This is a genomic window from Methanooceanicella nereidis (assembly GCF_021023085.1).
Taxonomy (GTDB): Archaea; Halobacteriota; Methanocellia; order Methanocellales; family Methanocellaceae; genus Methanooceanicella; species Methanooceanicella nereidis.
Window position 1 is genome coordinate 123,390 of record NZ_PGCK01000008.1, and the last position, 20,601, is coordinate 143,990.

Sequence of the window (20,601 nt, forward strand, 5' to 3'; positions counted from 1 at the left end):
ATTTATTAAATATCTATGAGGCATTATAGCCGATATTCTTTTCCCGGCTGACATCCCAGTGAAGGACGCATACAGTCCTTACCTTGCCGAGCTCATATTTTCCGTTAACCGAGCGGGAATGGATGAAGTCCCGCACTTTATTCACTTTTTCAGCGTCCATGAGTGTGAACGCACCGAAATACCTGACGAACTCCTCCGTCACTTCCTCTGCCGGGGCTCGAGAGCCCGACCTGTACCTGAATACCTTCAGCTTCGGATCCCTTCCGGAGTCGCACAGGACATTATAAGGATAAAGGATACGGAAAGCGTCGATGGTATAGCTTTTTTCCATGACCTCATTCCATAATCCGACCAGAAGCTCGAACTGAGTAAAGTCACCCGCGACATAGCAGCAACTTCTTCTTGAGAACTTTTCCATCCTGAAAAGAGAATACGTATCGTTAATACCCGGGCAAAATGCTGAAAAAACAAGATCATACTTCTTTTCCAGATCAAAAGTTTCCCATCTTGACTGGACCGGGCTAATATTCGTGAGACCGTTAACGTAAGCGGCCGATAACAGCTTTGAGATCATCATGCCGGACGGATCGAGTCCCGTAACATGGCTCGCATCCCGCGCAAAAGGAATTGCGTAAGTCCCGGTGCCGCATCCAATGTCCAGGACGGTATCACGAGGCTTGAACATCCCTTCTTCGTAAAGATAACGAATGACATCGTCGTTCATCGGGTCGCCGCACATGACCGGCTCGCAACACATTTCTGCGATATAGTCCCAGTATGCGTTCCATCCTGCTCCGATATCCCTATAATGTACGGCCGGAGATATCGTTAATGCGTTATCCCAGGCTTTTTTCCAGTCGGTCAGTTCAAGCATGCAGCTCATCCTGAATTTTTAAATTGAAGTAAAATTGAATATGTCGTGTTACTATTTAAAATTTGTTTAACACTTATTATTCAAAATAATTTTAAATATTATATAATATTAAATGCCGGGCATAATAATATACAAGAGGTGAACACTGATATTGATGATAATGCCCGGCTTTTAAAGGCGGTTACTTTACCACGTTTTTAGTGCATGCGTTTTGATAGGAGGGTTAAATTTGTCTTTTACGCATGTTTTTTACGTTTTAGTGGTTTGCTTTGTACTATTGGATCTCTCTGAGGATTCTTATGCATCATATTCTGATGCAATACAATAATTATCATATATAGTATTAATATTTTTCTTAAATGTAACACTAAATTTTAAAAATTTAATTATTCGTATAAAATTTGTTATGTACAATACAACAAGTATACTTTTAATGATAAAAATTTGTGATCAGAATAAATAAAAAAAGAATGGCCGGGGCTTATATCTGCCCCTGTACCTTCACTATCCTGGCGATGTCCGATCCGACATCGGAAGTTCCCGCTGTGCCGCCCAGGTCGTATGTCCTGACCTTTCCTTGCTTCAGGTTGGCCTCTATCGCCTTGACAATGGCATCAGCTGCCTGCTTCTCGCCGAGATGGTCGAGCAATAACGCGCCTGCCCATATCGTAGCTATCGGGTTGACCTTGTTCAGGCCCTTATACTTCGGCGCCGAGCCTCCCATGGGCTCGAACATGCTCGTGCCTTTCGGGTTGACGTTGCCGCCCGGGGCAAGTCCCAGGCCGCCCTGTATCATGGCGCCAAGGTCTGTGATTATATCGCCGAACATGTTGGGCGTGACCACTACGTCGAAGAACTCCGGGTTCTTGACGAACCACATGGTGACCGCGTCCACGAAATTAAAGTCGGTCTGCACGTCCGGGTAATTCTTCGCGGTCTCGGTGAACACGTCCCTCCAGAGGCCATAGCATTCCGTCATTACATTCGCCTTGTCCACGCTTGAAAGATGCTTGCGCCTCTGCCTGGCCAGGTCGAACGAGTATTCCATGATGCGCTTGGCGCCTTCCCTGCTAACAACGCCTATCTGGTAACCTATCTCGTCGCTGTCCGTCTCGATGTCGAGATTGAACTTTACGGCATAGATATCTCTCTTCAGCTCAAGCTCCTGCTTCTCCGCTCCCTTCTTCACGCGGCCGCCAAGGCCGACATAGAAGTCCTCGGTGTTCTCCCTGACCACCATGAAGTCTATGTCCTTTGAGGTCTTGTTCTTCAGCGGCGTCTCGACGCCATCGAGAAGCTTCACCGGCCTGAGATTGATGTACTGGTCATAGTAGAACCTCATCTTCAGCAGGACGCCTTTCTCAAGTATGCCTGCCTTGACCTTTCTCTCGTCGCCGAGCGAGCCGAGATATATTGCCCTGTATCTTCCAAGCTCTTTCAGCGACTCCTCGGAGATCGTCTCCCCTGTCGCGACATAGTGGTCTGCGCCGAAAGGCATGTGTATCCAGTCTACGTTAAAGCCGTATACTTCCCCGGCCGCCTCTATTACCTTTTTACCCTCGGCTATGACTTCCGGTCCTATGCCGTCGCCCGATATCACCGGTACTTTGTAAGTTGCCATTAATGATCCTCCCTTTAACCCCTGTTTTTCCTCTCCACAATCTTCCTGGTAAACTCTATGAGCCCGCCGCTCCTGACTATGTCCATCAGGAAATCGGGTATGGGAGTGGAACTGTATATCTCGTTCTTTGTGACGTTCTTTATGATACCTTTCTCCATGTCGACCTCGAGCATGTCGCCTTCGGCTATCCTGTCAGCGTCCTTGCATTCAAGCAGCGGTACGCCTATGTTCACAGAATTCCTGAAGAATATGCGCGCGAAGGATTTTGCTATTACGCACTTCACTCCTGCTCCCTTAATGGCTAAAGGCGCATGCTCTCTGCTCGAGCCGCAGCCGAAGTTCTCCCCGGCAACGATGAAGTCCCCTTCCTTTACGTTATCCTTGAACTCGGGCCTTACGCCTTCAAAGGCGTGCTTCGCCAGGTCCTTCGCGTCATTCAGTATAAGGAATCTGCCCGGTATCACCGCGTCAGTGTCGACGTCGTCGCCGAACTTCCATGCTTTTCCTGCCATCTTAAACACTCCTCGGGTCAGTTATCTTTCCTTTTATCGCGGACGCGGCAGCCGTCGCAGGCGAGCTAAGATATACGAACGCATCGGCGCTACCCTGCCTTCCCTTGAAGTTCCTGTTGGACGTCGCGATACAGACCTCTCCCGGTCCCAGCAGGCCGAAAGATCCGCCCATGCATGGTCCGCAGCACGGCGATTCCACCAGAGCGCCAGCGTTCATGAACTGCTCAACAAGGCCGGCCTTCAACGCCTTCATATATTCAGTCCTGGACGCGGGGATCACCAGCAGGCGGACGCCTTTAGCGACAGGCCTGTCGCCCATGATATCCGCTGCGATCTTTAGGTCCTCGAACCTCCCGTTCGTACAAGATCCCAGCAGCACCTGGTCGATCTTCTTACCCTCGACCTCTGTGACGTCCACGACGTTGTCCACATTATGGGGGCACGCTACCTGCGGCGGCATGTCGCTCACGTCATATTTCCTTATATCAGAGTAATTCGCGCCATCGTCGCTCTTAAGGTCCGTGTCCAGCTTATATCCCGGCACGCGTTCCTTTATGTACTCTTCCGTGATGCTGTCGGGCTCGATGATGCCGGCTTTTCCGCCCATCTCGATCGCCATGTTCGAGATGGTCATGCGCTGCGAGACATCCAGCGATTTTACGGCATCTCCCGCATATTCGCACGCCTTATATCTAGCTCCGTCAGCTCCGATGTCCCCGATTAGCTTTAAAATAATGTCCTTGGAGTAAACGCGCTCACCTAAACGGCCGTTTACCTCAAACCTGATGGTCTCAGGCACTCTAAACCATAACTTCCCAATAGCGAATACAGCTGCCATATCGGTGGAACCAATTCCGGTTGCGAACGCACCAAGGGAACCGTATGCACATGTATGCGAGTCGGAGCCCACGACGAGCTGTCCCGGTAACACGTGACCTTTCTCGGGCATGACCTGGTGGCATACGCCCTCGAAGATGTCATAGAAGTTCTTGATATCCTGCTCGGCCACGAACTTCCTTAACATGATGTGGTTCTGCGCCGCGTTAAGCGAATCCGCGGGCACCTGGTGGTCGAATAAAATGACTATCTTATCCGGGTCCCACACCTTCTTTTCTTTCTCATTCCTCATTATTTCGTAAAAGCCTTCGACAGCCAGAGGCCCCGTTATGTCGTGGGTCATCGCGCGGTCTATGTTAGCCAGCACGAAGTCCCCCGCCTTAACGGGCCTCTCTGCAGCCCGGCTGAAAATTTTTTCTGTTATGGTTTGTTTATCGGACATATTTATTCCAACCCATAATCTGCAGAACTCCTTATAAAACTAACCGTGCTAACATATAGCTCGGTCCTGAAGAAAAAGAAAATTAAGTGCCTGTTTTTATATCAATCAGGACTCCAGGCAGTCATCCTTTAATTCTTTTTTGATCAAGCCCAACACAAAGGCAACAAAGGACACGGTTTTCTTCACCACGAAGCGCTCGATGGGCTCAAGGGTACGCCATTTTTCACCACGAAGCGCGCAAAGGCGAGTAAGGTATACTAATTTTTAAAGTATATGATGATCTTCTAAAAAAGTCCTTTGTGAACCCTCGAGCCCTTAGCGCCCTTCGTGGTGGAAACTGGTGGTCCTTATTCGCCTTCGTGCGCTTTGTGGTTAAGAAAACCGTGTCCTTTGTTACCTTTGTGTCAAACTTGACCAAAGATGAACCAACATATATATCAAAAAATTACAGGACAGAGTGATTTGTAGATCCTTTAAAGTTTTCATGTCCCAAACTTTTAATATGGTTTAAGCATTAACTCTGGAAGAGCGTGCTAAGTATGTCTGACATTCTTGATATATACGAAAAAATAGGCGGAAAGGTCACCCAGAAGGAATTTAATAAGCTAATAGATGAAAAGATGGAGATAATGGGCGGCCTGTGCGATGAGCGCACGGCGGCGCTGCTCGTTGCCCATGACCTGGGTGTGGAAGGCGTCAACGCCATAAAGATCATCGACATTTCACTCGACAAGAAAAACGTGGAATTTTTAGGCAAGATCATAAGCGCATTCGAGCCCCGCGAGTTCAACAGAAATGACGGCACGGTCGGAAAAGTATGCACCATAACCGTCGGGGACGAAACGGGCGATGTACGGGTAACGCTCTGGGACGAGCTTGCAGAGGCCGTGAAGACCGGCGACCTGAAAGAGGGCGACGTAATAAGAGTAAAAGGATATGTCAAGGAAGGCCAGCAGGGGCTGGAAGTTCATTTAGGCAGGGGAGGCGGGATCTCTAAGGAAGAAGGTGAGACCGTCAACGTCAAGGACCCCATGATAAGCATCGGAGAAGTGCAGCTGGGAATGGGTAACATGTGCACCCGCGGCGTACTGCTCTCGAAGCAGGATATACGCACGTTCAACCGCAAGGACGGCTCCACCGGCTGCGTGACAGGCATCATCATAGGGGACGAGACGGGTAAGATAAAGGTCACCCTGTGGGACAATAAAGCCAAAGAGATCGACGGGTTCGAACCAGGGGACTCTATAGAGCTGCTGCACGGCTACACAAGGGAGTCCTTTGACGGCAGCGTAGAGATACAGGTCGGCAACAGGGGCATGATCAGGATGTCCGAGATACCCGTGAGATATGAAGAAAAGGTCACAAAGATCGGTGAGATAGAGCCTGACAAATTTTACAATATAAAGGGCATTGTGACGGGGATCGACGGAGTAAGGGAGTTCACTACCAGGGACGGAAAGCCCGGAAGGCTCTGCAGCGTTCATATCTCCGACGATAGCGGCCGTATAAGGGTCGTGTTCTGGGGAGAGCACGCAAACTTCGCAGAAGCGCTTTCAATAGGCGACGAGATACTCGTCACGGACGTCCAGTCAAGAGTGGGCTTCAGGGACGAGATGGAATTATCCGCGAACTGGCGCAGCACCGTAAGAAGGCTGAAGTGAATATGTTGCCCGGGCATATCGGGCTCTCATTTTTTCTGTAGAACAAACTATTTATTTTCAGTCGATCGATGAATAGTGTCATGATCGAGTCCCTGCCCTCATGGTCCGTTTACCTGTTCATCATACTCATATTGATAATAGACGTCATATCGTTCCTCGGCATAGTCCTGACCGGCGTGATACTGGTAGGACTGTTCACGGGCAAGATAGCATACGGCGTTCTGGAAAAGACTATATATTCGGCTTTGAACTTCGCCCTTTGCACGCTTGAGGACGCTCTTGAGGATTCCAGATATGGCGGTCTATCGATCTTTATCGTGCCGGTCGTTGTGGCGATTAAGATCGCCTACGGGATAGTAAGCGCCATAAAGAACTTATTCGAGGGGCTTCTAGGGCTGGGAGCAGGCATCGCCGGGATCGCTTTTATCGTTATCAACATCCTGGTGCTCGTCGTTATAAACGGGGCTCTCGTATGGCTTATCCTCAACTATGCGATCTGACGCTTTCGGATGATCAACAGTCTTCATGTGGTTGATTTTTATATTTTGTCTCTTTGAACTCTATTCTGAACTCCGTACCTATGCCATTGAAGAATTCGATCTTCCCGTCAAGCTGGTCGGTAAGGGTATATACCAGTTGAAGCCCAAGCGACCGGGAATTTTGAATATTGATATCTTTAGGCAGGCCTATCCCATTGTCTTTTACCATAAGCCTGTAATGCTCCCCGTCAAAATGTAGCTTTACTGCGACATCGCCTTTTCTATCGTCGGGGAACGCATGTTTCAACGAGTTCGATACAAGCTCGTTTATTATAAGGCCGCATGGTATCGCCGTATCTATGCTTAGATAGACATCGTCCACATCTACGTTTATCGATATGTCCCCGGAGTTTATCTTATACGAACGGAACAGGTGTGATACCAGGCTTATCACATATTCTCTAAAGCTTATCTTTGACAGGTCCTTAGACTGGTAAAGCCTCTCATGTAAAAGGGCCATCGACTTGATCCTGTTCTGGCTCTCGATGAACATATCCCTTGTACTTTTATCGGCAATATTGTTTGACTGCAAGTTTAAAAGGCTGGAAATGATCTGCAGATTATTTTTTACACGGTGATGTATTTCCTTCAAAAGGACTTCTTTTTCAGTCAGGGATCTCTTTATATGTTCCTCGGCCCGCTTTCGCCCGGTTATATCTCTCACAATTATCTGGATCACGGGAATGTCCTGATAGTAGAATGGCGTGGCAGAGATCTCGACATCGATCGTACTCCCGTCGGCCCGCTCAAGCTTTTCTTCAATTGACTGGATAGGGGTCATGTCCTCTTTCAAATTTTTCATCATTACATTACATTTTATTTTATCTACCGGCCTGATGAAGTCAAACATTGACTTACCTATTATTTCATCCGGGGAAGAACAACCTAAAAGCTTAGCTCCGGCATGATTTATGAATTTTATTTTCTCTTCGCCGCATATGGCGATCATATCCGGCGACATCTCTACAAGACCGCGATACCTCTCCTCGCTTTCCATTATGGCAGTTTCCGATATCTTGCTGATGGTGATATCCTGGATTATGGTCACAAAATGATATAGCTCAGTGCTGTATGCAGTTACCGATAACCATCTTTCCAGGCTCTCGCTGTAAGCCGTAAAACTTATGCCCTTTCCTGTCAGCGCGACCTTGCCGTAAGTCCCTATCCAGTCAAAGGTCTCATCTTTTATCCCTGGAAAGACCTCTGACGCTTTTTTACCTATAATGTCCTGTTTATTTCTGCCCATAATTTTTTCAAAAGCTTCATTGGTGTCAATGAAAATCGAATCGTACGGGCGGCCTATCTCGTCCAGCAATATCCTGTTATAGGAGAATCCATTAAGCATGTTCTGGAATAGTGAACGGTACATGAGCTCGCTTTTTTGAAGACTGTCCTTAGACCTGTTCAACGAGCCAAGCATGCCGTTAATATTACCGGCAAGTTCCGATAGCTCATCATCGCCCGGGATAGATACCCTGGCAGAGTTATTGCCCCTGGCCGTGATTTCGTTCACGCTCTTACTCAGGGCGTCAAGCCTTGACAGTACGGTCTTTTCGATCATGAACATCATCACTAATCCTAATACGAGACATACTGAAGTTATAGTGATCAGGAAAAAGATATTCGCTTCCTGGCCTTGATCGTAGATAGGTCTGGACGCGTCTACACTCAGGACGATCGCAGGAAACCCGTGAATATCATCCATCACTTTATATCCGTAGACCCGATCCGATGAAGGTATGTTCACATGGATCGGTTTGTCATGATCGATACCGGATATAGCGTCTTTATAGTCTTCAGGCAAGTCCGATGCGCCGAGAGTGTACATATTTACTGACAGGTGGACGATCCTGGATAGATCATTGATCTTTTTATCATCGAAAAACCGTCCCATTATAAGGGTGCCGGCCGGGGGGCCGGTCATATCACTTTTCAGGATGGGTCTGGCGATGACCGATGTAGGCATATCCTGCAGGACGATAAAACCGGATACCCTGCTATCTTCATCATCGCAAAGAAGAGCATCGTCATTGTATATGCAATCGACAAGGCCTTTAGGCACAGGGATCTCTTCTTGTGCGTTTAAGTCATAGGCCTTACTATATACTATATGTCCAGAACTATTTACATATACCATGAAGTTGACTTTTAAAGACTCATAAGTCGTGTCCTCCATATTTGATTGTAAATAATCCAGGTTCCCGTCCTCCATGAATCTATGAGAATCATCCCAGAATGCCCAATCGCGAACGGTATTATCCATGTTTGAAATATCATTTTCAAACAAGCTTTCTGCCTGATTGACCTTTTGAGAAATATCATATTCTTCGAGTGCCGTGAAACTGCCCAGTAAAATATACGTGGTGAATACATGGACTAAAATGGTCAAAGCTATCAGTGTCAATGAGAAAATGATTAGGGTCTTTTTTCGCAATCTCATCGATAAGCCTCTCTTCTGACACCTCTGAAGACCAGTTTCCTGACATCGCTATTATTGCTCGTTTATCACTGTAGACCAGGATTACTAGAAGCTATGGCTTAAAACATCGAAAATTTCGCCGTTTTAAGTATTATTATGATTGATTTGTGGAATATTCTGAAAACTGTTAGTATTCATTATATCTTAAAAGTATCCTATAAAATTGGTAATCGCATGATTATTATAATAGTATCCTCCTGATAACTAAAGGCTGACTGATGAATGCCTGCAGCGCTTTATTATAGCCCGCTATGATGTCCGGTGATAACCGGCTTACACTATTCGGTCTTTTCACTCGGCAACGGTAATATCAGTCCCTGGCATTACCATTAATTGAATAAAACCTTCTAAACTGTAAACTATAAAGGTAAGGTATAAATTAGACAGATAAAAATAAATATATTAATAATTAATTTATGGCAGCATCGCTTTTAGCTCTTGAGCTTATCTCTCATGTATCGGTGCTAAAGAAAAGGGGGTCCCGGGTAATGAACTCGATCGTATCGCTAAAAGGTGTAAATAAAAGTTACCTGATGGGCAAGCATGAGCTCCAGGTGTTAAAGAACATCGATCTTGACATAATGAGGGGGGAGTTCGTGAGCATCATGGGCCCTTCAGGGAGCGGTAAAAGCACTCTCATGAACCTCATCGGACTTCTGGACCGCCCCGGAAGCGGCGAGATAGCCATTAACGGAAAGGTCATTAATGGCCTGAACGACGTCGAGCTGTCACTGTTGAGGGGTAAGGAGATCGGGTTCATATTCCAGTCCTTTAACCTTGTCTCAAGGATGACGGCGCTCAAGAACGTGGAACTGCCGATGATATTCCAGAACATCGACCGGGCGCACAGAATAGAGATAGCCGGTAAGATACTGAATGATGTGGGGCTTGGAGATCGTATGGCCCATCGCCCCAGTGAGCTGTCCGGCGGCCAGAGGCAGCGTGTGGCTATCGCCCGCGCCCTGGTGAACGATCCTGCCATTTTACTGGCGGACGAGCCCACCGGCAATCTTGACACGAAGACCGGCGAAGAGATCATGCAGCTATTTACAGAGTTGAATAAAAAAGGCAGGACCATTGTAATGGTCACGCATGATCCCGACGTAGCCTCGTTCAGTAACAGGATAGTGAGGCTGAAGGACGGAGAGGTAATAGGAGACGAAAAAAAGTAATGTGGATGTCATTAGCTGATCAATATCATGAAGGAGATCATTATGAAGTTTGGTTTGAAGTGTTTTAGTATTTTTGTATTATTAGCGGTTTTATTATCAGTCCCCGCATTCGCGGGATCGGTCAAGCCCACGCTTGCAATCGTGGGCGATCCTGTAGTCGATCCCGGGTCTCTCATGGCAGGGGATACCGGAGAAATAACATTTACGATCACCAACTCATTAAAAACTGTGACAGGGGGAGAAACCACTACTGTCACAGATACGTACAATTATGGCTCCGGCACTTCCAATGGCCTGACTACGCCGTCGCATACCCAGACGACAACGACGACAAACTCGGACCTGCCGGATCCGATAAAGATCGAAAAAGTGTCTTTGATATCGGAAGCTCCAGTACGGGTCATCTCAGCCCCGTTCGAGAACGTCGGCTGTCTCGGGGCCGGTGACATAGCAAAGTTCACATTCCTGGTAAAGGCCGATGACAACGCCCCTGACGGCGTTTACTTCCTGAAGCTCATGGTCACGACCGATAACAGTGATGTATTCTTGAATTATCCGGTTTATGTTAAGGTGGATAATTCGGGTGTCAAGATGGTTTTGAGCGAGTCTCCGAAGGCTTTCACCACGGTCAAGAAGAGCGTAGTGTTCGACGTTTTCAACCTGAGGTCCAACACTATCAAGTCTGTCAGTGTCGTACCGGTAGGTGACGAGTTCGCGTTCAAGCCTGTCCAGGAGTACATTATCGGGGATATTGGCGCCGGAGAGATGTACACCGTGCAGTTCGACGTGTCAAGCAAGAACTCCTCCTACAACGGAAACCCGCAGTTCAAGGTAGTATACAAGAACGGTAACAACTGGCACGAGTCAGAGCCGATGACAGTATACGCAGACTCAGTAGATACGCAGAGCACCGCATCAAACGCGAATGACCAGACACTGTTATACGTGCTCGGGTTCATCGCTGTGGCCGCTATCCTTTTAGGTCTTGTGTACTTCTTTATGAGAGGTAAGAGGTCTAAGAAGTGAAAGCGCTGGATATTCTGGGTTACGCGTTCGCGGATTTCGCGAGCAACAAGTTCAAGACGATGATGAGCAGCCTGGGTATCATCATAGGTGTCATGGCGATAGTGGTAATGCTGACTTTAGGGGACGGCCTGTACCAGGGCGTAAGCCAGCAGTTCGGCGACCTTGAGCTTGATACTATGGCAGTGATGCCGGGGTCGATGTTCATGGGGCAGGAAATGAGGGACGTCGTACAGAAGCCGCCGGCCAAGCTGACGGACAGGGATGTGAGCGTCCTTTTAAATACTCCCGGAGTGCTTGAAGTATCTCCTCTGATAAGCGCGAGCTCTGTCGCTACGTACAAAGAAGAGAACAGGACTGTGTCCGTATCTGCTGTGATCCCTCAGTATGAGACGCGGCTTGCAGATAGCGTCGATAAGGGCAGGTTCCTGTCGCCGTCGGATAAATATGTAGTCGTTCTGGGAAGCAAGGTCGCGAACGGCACGTTCGGCAAAGTGATTCGGCCGGGCTCGTACATGACACTTACAAACCCGTATACCGGTAAATCACAAGATTACGTCGTTGCCGGCGTCTTAAAGGAGCGTAACGCCTCCATTCTCGTAGGCGACCCTAACTCTGCCATTTACATGACAATGACAGGAGTAAAGGGAATATCGGACCAGAGCACCTATAGCTACATAGGCATACGTGCCGATAGTGTCGAAACCGCTGAAGAGACGGCGGACAACGTAAGGGATTCCATGAAGAGGCTGCACAGGAACGAGGACTACATGGTCATGACGCAAAAGATGTTCGCGGACGCGATCAATGAAATATTTAACCTGATTAAATACACCCTGGCGGGCATCGGAGCCGTATCGCTTCTCGTAGGCGGCATAGGCATCACTAACGTCATGATGCTCACCGTGAAAGAGCGAGTCAAGGAGATAGGCCTGATGAAGGCTGTCGGCGCGACCACGGCGAACGTCCGCATCATATTCCTGACAGAGGCCGGACTTCTCGGCTTTATCAGCGGCGTTATAGGGATAGCTCTTGCATGGGCTATATCCGCCATCGTCGGAAACCTTGCGCAGCTGCCGATGGACATGTCGATACAGAATATCCTTATCGGTATCGCTTTCGGCCTGTTCACTACGGTCATCGCAGGAGTATACCCGGCGAACCAGGCGTCTAAACTGGACCCGATAGAGGCGCTGAGAACAGAGTAAACGGATTTCGAACCTGATATTTTTCAGGTTCAATTTTTATATGGTTAAAAGGTATTGTGTTATTTTTTTATTCTTCGTTTTTAGAGTGATGCTCTTGCGTTGTTCCTGTCGGATGGCAGGTAGACACGTAACCTCACAAAAACACAGAACCACAAAATTTTTTTATATGATTTTTAAGTGCACGAAATCTCAAAGAGTTTACTCACTAAATCTCTAAGGGCTCTAGTATCACCGTCAATGCACAAACAACTCGAATGCACGGCTCAACGCACTAACCTCTCTAAGTCACCAACGCTAAAACAAGGCCCGAACATTCTCCAAATCACGAAAGTTTAATATCCCGGTTTGTGTTCCCCTTGACCTATAGCAGGGATATTTGTCGTGTAAGCGTCAACCGTGCAGTTAAAATTTAGTGTTTTTGGAGAATGTTCGGGGTCTTGTTTTAGCGTTAGTGACTTAGAGCACTTCGAGCATTAAGCCGTGCATTTGAGACTTTAGTGCGTTGACGGTGATACTAGAGCCTTTGTGATTTGGTGAGCGAACCTTTGGGTTTTTGTGCCCTTAAATTCTAAAAAAAATTTTGTGTTTCCGTGTTTCTGTGAGGTTACGTGTCTACCTGCCATCCGACAGGAACAACCTAAAGATCATAGAAAAATCAATTTTCATCTACGAACTGAAAAGATTTAATCTATTATGTTGAAATCAACATCTTAGTACAGCGTTTTTCTAATTCCGAATATTACTTTCAATCCGCTTCCGATAACGTTGTATATATACAGAACTATTATAAAATCAGCCGTGAGGTATCAAAATGGCAGAAAGATTAACAATAGAGGATCTACCAGGCGTGGGACCTGCTACCGCCGAAAAGCTCAAAGAGGCAGGATATACATCAGTCGAAGCGATCGCTGTCGCATCGCCAGCAGAGCTTGCAGCCGCAGCGGAGGTCGGTGAGAATACCGCATCCAAGATAGTGGCGGCCGCAAAGAAGTGCGCGAACATTGGAGGGTTCGAGACCGGGGACACGGTCTTCGAGAGACGCAAGGCAGTAGGAAAGCTCAGGACCAATAGCAGCTCGCTGGACGAGCTTCTCGGCGGAGGAGTCGAGACGCAGTCTATAACCGAGTTCTACGGAGAGTTCGGCTCCGGTAAGACACAGGTCGCCCATCAGCTAGCCGTTAACGTACAGCTTCCCCCCGAAGAGGGCGGACTGAATGGCTCGGTAATAATGATAGACACCGAGAACACATTCAGGCCCGAGCGTATAGCCCAGATGGTAAAGGGCATCAAGGGCGGAGAGGACCTCGATCCTGAGGATTTCCTGAAGAATATACACGTTGCGCGCGCATACAATTCCAATCACCAGATATTACTTGTCGAGAGCGCTTTAGAGCTTGCAGAAAAGATGAGGGACTCGGACAAGCCTGTCAGGCTCATGATCGTGGACTCGCTGACTGCGCATTTCAGGAGCGAGTACGTGGGCAGAGGTACGCTGGCAGACAGGCAGCAGAAGCTTAACAAGCACATGCACGACCTTATGAGGTTTGGAGACCTGAACAACGCCGCCATAGTCGTGACGAACCAGGTACAGGCGAAGCCGGACGCGTTCTTCGGCGACCCGACGAGGCCCGTAGGCGGACATATAGTCGGACACACAGCCACATTCCGTCTGTATCTCAGGAAATCCAAGGGCGAAAAGAGAATAGCGAGGCTTGTTGACTCGCCGAACCTGCCAGAGGGAGAGGCAATATTCTCGGTCACGACCGACGGGCTAAGGGATTAAATACTTTAAACCCTTCGTCCTTTTTATTATTTCTACATCATTCTGGCATATAAGTGCCTCTATCTCACTAAAAAGGTCACCAAGGACACGGCTTTTCACCACGAAATCTTTGATGAGCGGTGTTTTGCTCAGGTTTTAAGGATGAAAAGATCATTTTGTGGTCCATAGTCTATATTGTGTTTTTTGGCCGGTTTTAATCGAAACTTTAAAAAGTTTTTTCATGGAAGGTCACTAAGGCGAATAAGGATTACCAGTTTCCACCACGAAGCGCTCAAAGGCGAGTAAGGTACACAAATTTTTTCATATGATTAATCTTCTAAAAAAAGTCCTTTGTGAACCCTCGAGCCCTTAGCGCCCTTCGTGGTGGAAACTGGTGTACCCTTGTGCCCGTTGTGCGCTTTGTGGTGAAAGCTAGTGTACCTTGTTCGCCTTCGTGCGCTTTGTGGTGGAAAAAACCGTGTCCTGGGTGACCTTTGTGGTTAACAAAGAGATCGATTATATGGAGTAAACCAATATGCAATGATCAGTATGTTGACACCAGGATCCCGTCCTGCATCAGAATATTATATCATGAGTTTTTATACATATAGTGAGGCAAATTTTGCGCTTATCTAAGGGAGATAATATGAAGGTATTCGGCATAAGCGGAAGTCCAAGGGAGGGCGGTACGCATTTCGCGGTCAACTACGCTCTCGACATATTACAGGAAAAAGGGTGCGAGGTAAGGTATTTTTCGGCCAGGGCGAAGGACATTAAGTTTTGCATACACTGCGATTACTGCATCAGGAAAAAAGAGGGGTGTGTGCATAAAGACTCGCTGCTTGAGTTTTATGAAGGTATGATCTGGGCGGACGGCATCATCATGGGAACTCCTGCATACCAGGGTAACCTTTCAGGCCAGCTGAAGACGATGATGGACCGGTGCAGGGCAATACTCGCAAAGGATCCTCTCATACTAAAGGGCAAAGTAGGCATGGGGCTTGCGGTCGGAGGGGACCGTATGGGCGGACAGGAGCCCGCTATAAGGACTATCCATGATTTTTACATCATAAATGAAATGATACCTGTCGGCGGCGGCTCCTGGGGGGCTAACCTCGGGGGTACGCTGTGGTCAAAGGATAAGGGACAGGAAGGGGTATCGCAGGACGAGGAAGGGTTAAGGGCTTTAAGAAAGACTGTGAAAAAATTCTATGGTATGCTAAGCGAGTTAAAAAGTGACGATGCATCGGAATAGGTGATACTATGGTCAGGATAGCATGGGGAATAACCGGATGCGGCGATAAGATCGAGCAGATCGCTAAGATCATGATCGAGATGAAGAAAAAACATGACCTGCATGTCGATATCTATTGCTCTAAAAATGCGGTCATGGTGCTTAAGTGGTATAAGCTCTGGCAGCAATTGCAGGACGAGTTCTACGACCTTCGGGTGGAGGTCAATCCAAACGCGCCTTTCCTGGTAGGGAAGCTGCAGACGGGGCATTATGACATGTTCCTGGTGGCGCCGATGACGGCCAACACGACTGCAAAGATAGCCTATGGCATATCCGATACATTACTGTCTAACGCCGTGTCGCAGGGAGCAAAGGCCCGTGTCCCGATATATGTTTACCCGCCGGATAACAAGAAAGGCGAACTTGAGACGATCCTTCCGGGAGGAAAAAAACTGACGCTTTACATCAGGGACGTCGACGTCGAGAACGTCGATAAGCTCAGAAAGATGGAGAGTATCAGCGTGCTTGAGAACGTCGATGACATCCAGAAGGTAATAGAGGAGCATGTGGCTAAGGAAAAGGCCATGATGAAAACGGAATGATTTATTTATTTTGACCATGTTTTTTGTCTGGAGGCTTTTTCCATTAAATACGACATTAAAGCCATAGTTGTAGACATCGACGGTACGATAACGGATATGAAGAGGCACGTGAGCCTTGACGCGGTAAAGGCGATAAGAGCGCTTCCCATACCTGTCATTCTTGCCACCGGCAACGTGATATGTTTTGTCCGTGCGGCTGCAAAGCTCATCGGGGCCAGCGATACGATGATAGGGGAGAACGGCGGCGTCATACTGGTGGGATATGATTCCGAGCCCATGGTGCTGGCCGATATAGGGAGATGCAGGCAGGCAAGGGATCTGCTCATGAAAGAGTTCCCCGGCCTCACCCCGCTCGACGAGGCCTATCGTAAGTCTGAGCTGGCTTTTAGAAGAAATATCGATGTCGAAAGAGCAAAATCCCTGGTCTCGGAAAAGTTCAGCGACCTGGAGATCGTGGATACACAGTTCGCGCTCCACCTTAAGAACAAGAACGTGAATAAAGGCACAGGCCTTAAAAAGATAGCTTCGATCATGGGGCTAAAGCCGGAGAACTTTGCCGCCATGGGCGACTCGGAGAACGATCTGCCGATGCTTGAGACGGCAGGCGTAAGCATTTCGGTAGGCAACGCTGCACCGGAAATAAAGGGGATCTCTACATATGTATGCAGAGAAAAATACGGTGAAGGCGCAGCCGAAGGTTTTGAGTGGCTAAAAAGACAATTATGATCAGGCTCATCAAATTATGATGCTCGAACATTTTTAAGATTTTTACATTGTAATATGGAATGCAATAATCGACAAAATCCCTGTCAGGCTACTTATAATAAGGGGCGTTTTATTTATTAACTTATAATTTATTCTGTAAACGCCAAAATATTTATTACTTAGCCAACAAACCATATAAGCCGATATTATGGAAAACGTGCCTGAAAACCTAAAAACTTTTAAGAATGCCATACTCTTTTTGATAATATTTCAATGCCTGATAGTCATGGGCATGGTCACGTTCCTTCTATATTCTTTTGTCGGAGAGTATCTCAGTATAGTGACGGTAATATCCGCCATGCTTTTATTAATGGTCTGCCTTCCTGTCTCGATACACCTTTACCTGTCCGCAAAAGAAAAAGACCTGAAGACTTTATTCAAGTATATGGTACTCAATTTTCTCCTGCTTTCCATATCCGGGATAATATGGTACCTTGTTCCTGCGTCTTTTAACTGGCATCTATTACCCTATATTGGAAAAATGTTGATGCTGATAGCCTGCGGTATATTGCCTCTCAGCCTATTAATCATAATCAGGCATCCTCAGATCGACATAAGGCCCGTTCACAAGTATATCGCCGTCCTGCTCAATATAGCGGCAGGGATCGGGATATTGTATTTCATAATGGCGAATATCGGCGGGAGCGGGAATTATTATGACATTTTCATCTACGGCCTGTGCATATTTATCGATACAGGCATATTGATATATTCCGCTTTTTTAATAATGGCATACTCGACGCCAAAGTTCAGGTATGCGTTTTTCATCTGGTTCCTATTCTTCTTTTTCAGCATCATAGGGGATTCATTTAACTTACTGGGCTATATGGGGCTGTATGATACTTTAGAGTACTCTCAGATCTTTTATGACGTCATGCTTATCCTGGGCTCCGCCGGACTTATTTTATACTCTATGGCCTATGCTAGGCCCAGGGCGCTTGCATGCTTAAGCAGGAAACATGACCGATCCGCGGATATGGGCTATGAAAGGGTCTTAACAGTCCCGGGGTCAATGTGTGTATGTGACCATGGTGGAAATGCAGTGATGATGAGCGACTCTTTCATCGACATGTTAAAACTGTCCGGGAACCGCCGCCAGATGTTCAACATTCTCATGTACGCCGGAGCATCTATCGACGGCCAGAAGGCGATAAAAAGGATCAGAGAAGGAGATGCCGTAACGATTAACGGCATTAAATACTTTGATGAAAAAGACGGCTCAAGGATCCTATCATTGAAAGTATTTCCAATGTTCTCGAACGACGGAAAAATATCAAGCTACATAGCCGTGGCCGAAGAGAATAAAAAATCATAGGAAGGGACATATGATCGTTATGCTGCCCGAAAGCACTGTAAGACGGCTTTGGGGTTTTCAATATCGGATATAATGAATGTAAAATTAAAAAATAATATTTTATTGATCCGCAGCATCAATCCACTCGGATCACTGCAAGCGCATTCTCGTTCTTATAGTTATAGAACCCGGGCGCAGTGATCTCCATTGTCAGATACCCGGAATTCTGGTTCGCGTTCAGTTTTATGGCATTTGTATTGTTTATTTTTGCGATCCCGCTCTTATCGGTATCATCCGAACCCGCCCCCGACAGCCCGTGCAAGATGACGCTCGCGCCGCTGACCGGCGCTCCATCGCCGTCGGTCACCTTAACGACACAGCTCCATGTCTTTTCCACTACCCCCGCTCCCGATGACGATACGCGTAGAAGGTTGCCGTCCTTGCTGTTCACGCTTATCACCGATGCCGTCAATGTTTTTTGAGGCTTGAACCCGTTTATCGCGGAAACCATCGCCGCAAGGGCTACTACGCCGACAACAAGCACGACGATCAGGTGTACCGGTAATCCCTCTACGCCCCTTTCATCATCGAATAATCGTCTTCTGTCTTTCACCATAATGCTCACTTTCAATTTATTGAAAATAAGTAATCGCTTAACATATAAATAATTTTCACTAAAATGAAAAATACTATAGCATGCCTTGAAACAGCGTTCCAGCCATGGCAGTCGTCAGCGTGAATACGGTTATTGATATGGGCAGAGTGTTCCCCAGGCTATACATGAACTCATACCGGTCATCGCCATGCTCTATGCCGTTGACGAACCTGAGCAGTATTATGACTAAAAATATCAGGTATATGCCTACGATCAGGACGAATTCGTCCGGCGAAACCAGCGGTGCGCTAAATTCCGGCACCATGGGAAAATAGGACCTTGCGCTTTCCGGTATTCCCTGCATGTTCTTTATCGTGTCTTTTACTACGTTCGTCACAGCTTCGGATAAGGCGAGAGTGATCCCCCCTATGAACGGCGCGAAGATCACGCATGTGGTCTTTAACATGCCCGTCATGGTCATAAGCATCTTTTTGATCTCATCCTCTATTGACTGAAGCTCCTTCAGGTGATCAGCGAGCCTTATGACAGAGTTCCCGGCCACATAGCCGCTTTTTCCCGCGCTCTCAATAAGCATGCTTATCGTCGTTTTGATCCTGTCCGAATATATGCGGGAAAAAGCACCATACTCCGGGTCCAGCACCGCGCCATTCAGCGTCGTTCTCAGGCATCTTATGTTGAACGATGCCCCGAAATAAGCATTGCCTATGGCAGTGCCGGAAAATATCTTTGATGTATACGCAAATGCTTCTTCAGGAGATCTTCCCTCCGATATACGCCTTCCCAGGACAAAGAGCGAGTCAGCGAAATCGGCTTCCATCGCAGCTATATTGTCCCTTATCCTTTTATACGGCCCGTAAACGGCTATGCAATAAACGAATATCCCTGTGCCGATGCCCCATACGATGAATATCGAGTTAGGCAGGGGCAGCAGGCCTTGAGGTACGAGCAGGTACAAAATGCATACGCACGCTCCGCAAATGACTGAAACGATTCCCCATACTATACGGGGAAGCCTGGATATGTCAGGATGGCTGTCCGGTATTTCGGGCGGGGAAAATGCCGCAGGGCGTCCCATAAGGATGGAATGGGCGTACAGTAAAGTTATGAGGGGAAAGATAACATCATATAAAAGCACAAGCTGAACGGAATTCACACGAAAGCCGACGACAGCAGCCGCAGGAAGCATTGCGACCATTGCCAGCGGTATCATGACGAATATCGAATATAATATAAGCGTGGGCGAGTGAAGCGAACCTGAAAACTTTTCCATCAGCCCCTTTGTACCAGACAATACGACTTCAAGTGACCTGTTAAGCGATATTGTTCTCATCGCCTCGCTTTTTTCACATGTGGAGCTCTTTATCAGGAATATAGAACGCTTAAAATGCTCACTATAGCTGCCCCAGTTTCCCGCGAAGGCCGTGAGCGCATCATCGATACTGTCGTACGCCCTCATCTGGATATCCCACATTAGTTTTTTAACGTCTCTGGCAAGCTGTCTTTTTGAGTTACTTGCCGCGAAAGTAAGGGCAATTTCCAGGTTAGGGTTTAGTTTCATGGACATGACTATATAGCTTATCACCTCCGGAACGTCCCCCAGGGAGTGAACCTTCATGTATGCCGCTTTTCGCTTAGGGTACTCTCCCGTATATATGAATGCCAGCAAAGGCACGATGCCTGCGCACAGGGCCAGTACTATGGAGGTCATGCTGTCCATCATGCTAAGGAAAAACGCTCCGATCCCCGCGGCCACTACAAGTAAAAAAGCCATAACAGAGCAGATGAACGCGAAAGACAGAACCTCCCATGGCTCGGCCTCGATGCCGGCAAACCTGAGCGAAGCGCTCATTTTATCGCTCGTATTGTCCATAAAATACTTTTTTATTTTTTCCGGCTCGATCAGTTTGCACAATAATTTAAATGATGACCTGCAGGCGAGAGTGTAAGTATCCTCCGGCAT

At 47.4% G+C, this 20,601-nt stretch carries 17 protein-coding genes; 10 read left to right on the forward strand and 7 right to left on the reverse strand.

The genetic code is table 11. From position 1 onward, the window contains the following. Positions 1-13: 13 nt before the first annotated feature. From CUJ83_RS10590 to CUJ83_RS10605, 4 genes are all read right to left on the reverse strand, one after another. Entirely contained in the window at positions 14-874 is an 861-nt protein-coding gene (locus tag CUJ83_RS10590; RefSeq protein WP_230742282.1) for a class I SAM-dependent methyltransferase, read from the reverse strand. Between the two features lie 481 nt (positions 875-1,355). Further along, positions 1,356-2,495, reverse strand: coding sequence for an isocitrate/isopropylmalate dehydrogenase family protein (locus CUJ83_RS10595; protein WP_230742283.1), 1,140 nt, complete (start codon positions 2,493-2,495; stop codon positions 1,356-1,358). Between the two features lie 14 nt (positions 2,496-2,509). Next, positions 2,510-3,007 carry a 3-isopropylmalate dehydratase small subunit gene (locus CUJ83_RS10600; protein WP_230742284.1) on the reverse strand — a complete coding sequence of 166 codons (498 nt, stop codon included), beginning with the start codon at positions 3,005-3,007 and terminating at the stop codon, positions 2,510-2,512. Position 3,008: 1 nt separating this feature from the next. After that, positions 3,009-4,286: a 3-isopropylmalate dehydratase large subunit gene (locus tag CUJ83_RS10605; protein WP_230742285.1), complete on the reverse strand. Its 1,278-nt coding sequence runs from the start codon at positions 4,284-4,286 to the stop codon at positions 3,009-3,011. Positions 4,287-4,825: 539 nt separating this feature from the next. On the opposite strand from CUJ83_RS10605, the gene CUJ83_RS10610 reads away from it, so the two are divergent. Together CUJ83_RS10610 and CUJ83_RS10615 are read left to right on the forward strand one after the other, a co-directional pair. Next, positions 4,826-5,947 carry an OB-fold nucleic acid binding domain-containing protein gene (locus CUJ83_RS10610; protein ID WP_230742286.1) on the forward strand — a complete coding sequence of 374 codons (1,122 nt, stop codon included), beginning with the start codon at positions 4,826-4,828 and terminating at the stop codon, positions 5,945-5,947. A gap of 68 nt (positions 5,948-6,015) precedes the next feature. Continuing rightward, positions 6,016-6,447, forward strand: coding sequence for a hypothetical protein (locus CUJ83_RS10615; RefSeq protein WP_230742287.1), 432 nt, complete (start codon positions 6,016-6,018; stop codon positions 6,445-6,447). A gap of 13 nt (positions 6,448-6,460) precedes the next feature. Here the strand turns inward: CUJ83_RS10615 and CUJ83_RS10620 are convergent, their stop codons facing one another. Further along, positions 6,461-8,926 (reverse strand): CHASE4 domain-containing protein, encoded by a 2,466-nt coding sequence (locus tag CUJ83_RS10620; protein WP_230742288.1) that lies wholly within the window; start codon positions 8,924-8,926, stop codon positions 6,461-6,463. 527 nt (positions 8,927-9,453) lie between these two features. On the opposite strand from CUJ83_RS10620, the gene CUJ83_RS10625 reads away from it, so the two are divergent. The 8 genes from CUJ83_RS10625 (at position 9,454) to CUJ83_RS10660 (ending at position 18,046) form a co-directional block, all read left to right on the forward strand. Further along, complete coding sequence (locus CUJ83_RS10625) at positions 9,454-10,137, forward strand: ABC transporter ATP-binding protein (RefSeq protein ID WP_255668508.1); 684 nt, start codon at positions 9,454-9,456, stop codon at positions 10,135-10,137. 42 nt (positions 10,138-10,179) lie between these two features. Then, a complete protein-coding gene (locus CUJ83_RS10630; RefSeq protein ID WP_230742289.1) occupies positions 10,180-11,163 on the forward strand; it encodes a COG1361 family protein in 984 nt (327 codons plus the stop codon). Beyond that, positions 11,160-12,368, forward strand: a complete 1,209-nt coding sequence (locus tag CUJ83_RS10635; RefSeq protein WP_230742290.1) for an ABC transporter permease — start codon at positions 11,160-11,162, stop codon at positions 12,366-12,368. Before CUJ83_RS10630 ends, CUJ83_RS10635 begins: the two co-directional genes overlap by 4 nt. A gap of 811 nt (positions 12,369-13,179) precedes the next feature. Beyond that, a complete protein-coding gene (radA, locus tag CUJ83_RS10640; protein ID WP_230742291.1) occupies positions 13,180-14,151 on the forward strand; it encodes a DNA repair and recombination protein RadA in 972 nt (323 codons plus the stop codon). A gap of 625 nt (positions 14,152-14,776) precedes the next feature. Continuing rightward, complete coding sequence (locus CUJ83_RS10645) at positions 14,777-15,385, forward strand: flavodoxin family protein (RefSeq protein WP_230742292.1); 609 nt, start codon at positions 14,777-14,779, stop codon at positions 15,383-15,385. 8 nt (positions 15,386-15,393) lie between these two features. Continuing rightward, positions 15,394-15,966, forward strand: coding sequence for an archaeoflavoprotein AfpA (afpA, locus tag CUJ83_RS10650; protein WP_230742293.1), 573 nt, complete (start codon positions 15,394-15,396; stop codon positions 15,964-15,966). A 63-nt stretch (positions 15,967-16,029) separates the two neighbouring features. Next, complete coding sequence (locus tag CUJ83_RS10655) at positions 16,030-16,692, forward strand: phosphoglycolate phosphatase (RefSeq protein ID WP_369424170.1); 663 nt, start codon at positions 16,030-16,032, stop codon at positions 16,690-16,692. Positions 16,693-16,879: 187 nt separating this feature from the next. Continuing rightward, entirely contained in the window at positions 16,880-18,046 is a 1,167-nt protein-coding gene (locus tag CUJ83_RS10660; protein WP_230742295.1) for a PAS domain-containing protein, read from the forward strand. 115 nt (positions 18,047-18,161) lie between these two features. Here CUJ83_RS10660 and CUJ83_RS10665 read toward each other — a convergent pair whose 3' ends face one another. Both CUJ83_RS10665 and CUJ83_RS10670 read right to left on the reverse strand, forming a co-directional pair. Next, positions 18,162-18,650, reverse strand: coding sequence for a carboxypeptidase regulatory-like domain-containing protein (locus CUJ83_RS10665; protein WP_230742318.1), 489 nt, complete (start codon positions 18,648-18,650; stop codon positions 18,162-18,164). A gap of 64 nt (positions 18,651-18,714) precedes the next feature. Next, on the reverse strand, positions 18,715-20,601 hold the full coding sequence (locus tag CUJ83_RS10670) for a hypothetical protein (RefSeq protein WP_230742296.1): 1,887 nt from the start codon (positions 20,599-20,601) through the stop codon (positions 18,715-18,717).